The sequence below is a fragment of the Streptomyces sp. NRRL S-87 genome (genome assembly GCF_000719335.1).
In the GTDB taxonomy this organism is placed as follows: Bacteria; Actinomycetota; Actinomycetes; order Streptomycetales; family Streptomycetaceae; genus Streptomyces.
The window spans coordinates 1-2,444 of record NZ_JOGB01000139.1 but is presented as its reverse complement, the minus strand read 5'-3'; the positions used below and the strand labels follow the sequence as shown (position 1 = coordinate 2,444).

Sequence of the window (2,444 nt, the reverse complement as noted above, 5' to 3'; positions counted from 1 at the left end):
GCCCCCATCCCGGGCCGGTACAGTGGGCGCGTCGTCATCACCCACGCGGGGGGAAGCCGGTGCGAGACCGGCGCTGACCCGCAACCGTGAGCCGCCCGCGCGCGGCGAGCCGGACTGCCCCGCGGGACGTGCACGGCTCAGTCGCCGGTTCGGCCCGAGGCCCGCCTCCGTTCCGATCCCGGTGACCGGCAACGTCGAGGTTTGCGGAGCCGGAGCCCGGGCGCCTCGCGTGCCTGCCTCCTGCTCCCCCGCAGGAGAGGCTTCCGCCCGTCATGACCGTCCGCCGCAGCGCCGCAGCGCTCGCCGCCACCGCCGTGCTCTGCGTGGCCGCCGCCCCCGCGGCGCTCGCCGCCCCGGCCGCCCCCAGCACGGCGCCCGTGATCCCGTCCGGCCTGTACGGCAAGGCGGACCCGACGTACGACGGCGTGTGGCGGCAGTCCTTCGCCCTGCTCGCCCAGGACACGGTGGGCCTCAAGCCCGCCCCTCAGGCGGTGGACTGGCTGACCGGCCAGCAGTGCGCGAACGGCGGCTTCGCCTCCTTCCGCGCCGACGCCGGCAAGGCCTGCGACGCGAAGACCATGCTCGACACCAATGCCACCGCCGCCGCCGTGCAGGCCCTGGCCGCGCTGGGCGGCCAGGACGCGGCCGTCAAGAAGAGCGTGGCCTGGCTGAAGTCCGTGCAGAACCCCGACGGCGGCTGGGCCTACTCCCCCGGCCCGGGCGCGGCCAGCGACGCCAACTCCACCTCCATCGTGATCGGCGCGCTCGTCGCGGCCGGCGAGAAGCCGGCGGCCGTGAAGTCCAAGACGGGCAAGTCGGCCTTCGACGGCCTGCTGGAGTTCCAGGTCGGCTGCGCCGTCCCGGCCGCCGACCAGGGCGCGTTCGCGTACCAGAAGGACAAGAGCGGCAAGCTCGTCGCGAACGCCGACGCCACCGCCGCCGCCACCCTGGCCGGCTTCGGCAAGAGCGCGGTCGTGCCCCCGGCGAACACGGGGAACAGCGCCGACAACGCCCAGATGCCGCTGATGGCCCCCGAGTGCCCGGCCGGCTCGACCGGCGCCGCGGACATGCCGACCGCCGCCATGGGCTCCGAGTTCTACCTGGTCCAGACGCTGCGGAAGAACGGCAACCACCTCGTCGCCGTCACCCCCGGCGCCGACAAGCCCACGCCCGACTTCGGCAACACCGCCGACGCGGTCATCGCCATCGCGGCCGGCGGCCACGGCTCGGCGGCCAAGGAGTCCTACGACTGGCTGCAGAAGAACGCGGCCGCGTGGGCCAAGGACAACCCGGCGGGCCTCGGCACGCTCGTGCTCGCCGCGCACGCGGTGGGCGCCGACCCGAAGTCCTTCGGCGGCACCGACCTCGTCGCGCAGCTGAACGCGACCGGCCCGGCCCCGCAGGCCGCCACCGCCTCGTCCTCTCCGTCCGGCAAGGACGAGAAGAAGGACGAGGACACCGAGGACTCCGGCTCCAGCGTCTGGTGGATCATCGGCGCGGGCGCGTTCTTCGGCATCGGCATCGGCTTCCTGCTGAGCGGCCGCAAGAAGTCCCAGCAGCTGTGATGCGTCCGGGTCGTCGCGCGTACGGGGTGCTCGTCCTGGGCACCCTGTGCGCGCTGCTGCTCGGCGCCGGCCCGGCGGCCGCGACCGGTTACCGGTACTGGTCCTTCTGGGACGGGGCCGGCGGCACCTGGCGGTATTCCGGCCAGGGCCCCTCCACGGCGCGCCCGGCCGACGGCGACGTCCAGGGGTTCCGGTTCGCGGTGAGCGAGGACTCCGCCGACGCGGACCGGCCGCGGGCGGAGCCCGACTTCGCGGCGGTCTGCGGGGCGACGGCCCCGGCCGCGGGGAAGAAGCGGGTCGCGCTGGTGATCGACTTCGGCGTGCCCGCGGACGCCCCGGCCGGCGAGACCCCGCCGCGCACCGCCCCGCGCACCGCCTGCGCCACCGTCGCGCCCGACGCCACGGCGGCCGAGGCCCTGGCGGCGGTCGCGAAGCCGCTGCGCTACGACAGCGCGGCCCTGCTGTGCGCGATCGCGGGCTACCCGGAGCGGGGCTGCGGCGAGCAGATCTCCGCCTCCGACCCGCAGCGCTCCGCACCCCCGTCGACCTCCACCGACACCCCCGCAACCGGTTCCGACCCGAACTCCGGCTCCGGCTCCGGCTCCGGCTCCGGCGGCACCGTGGGCCTGGTCCTGGGCGTCGGCGCGGTAGCCGCCCTGGGAACGGCCGCCGCCCTGAAGTCCCGCCGCCGCTCACGATGACCCCGCACGAGAACCGGGACCGCGCCCTCCGCACGGTCCGCCCACTCCGCACGCCCGCCCCGCCCCGCCCCGACGCACCCGAGGCCGACGGCGCGCAGCCCGCACCCACGCAGGAACCCGCACCCACCCAGGAACCCGCACCCGCACCACCCCCCACAACCCGAACACCCCCCACAAC

At 76.1% G+C, this 2,444-nt stretch carries 2 protein-coding genes and 1 riboswitch; both genes read left to right on the top strand.

All coding sequences use genetic code 11. From position 1 onward, the window contains the following. The first annotated feature begins 49 nt into the window (after positions 1 to 49). A riboswitch (cobalamin riboswitch) is annotated at positions 50 to 120 on the top strand. 152 nt (positions 121 to 272) lie between these two features. Beyond that, a complete protein-coding gene (locus tag IF43_RS0135370; protein ID WP_030211014.1) occupies positions 273 to 1,565 on the top strand; it encodes a prenyltransferase/squalene oxidase repeat-containing protein in 1,293 nt (430 codons plus the stop codon). Further along, positions 1,565 to 2,266: an SCO2322 family protein gene (locus IF43_RS0135365; protein ID WP_030211011.1), complete on the top strand. Its 702-nt coding sequence runs from the start codon at positions 1,565 to 1,567 to the stop codon at positions 2,264 to 2,266. Before IF43_RS0135370 ends, IF43_RS0135365 begins: the two co-directional genes overlap by 1 nt. Positions 2,267 to 2,444 lie beyond the last annotated feature (178 nt).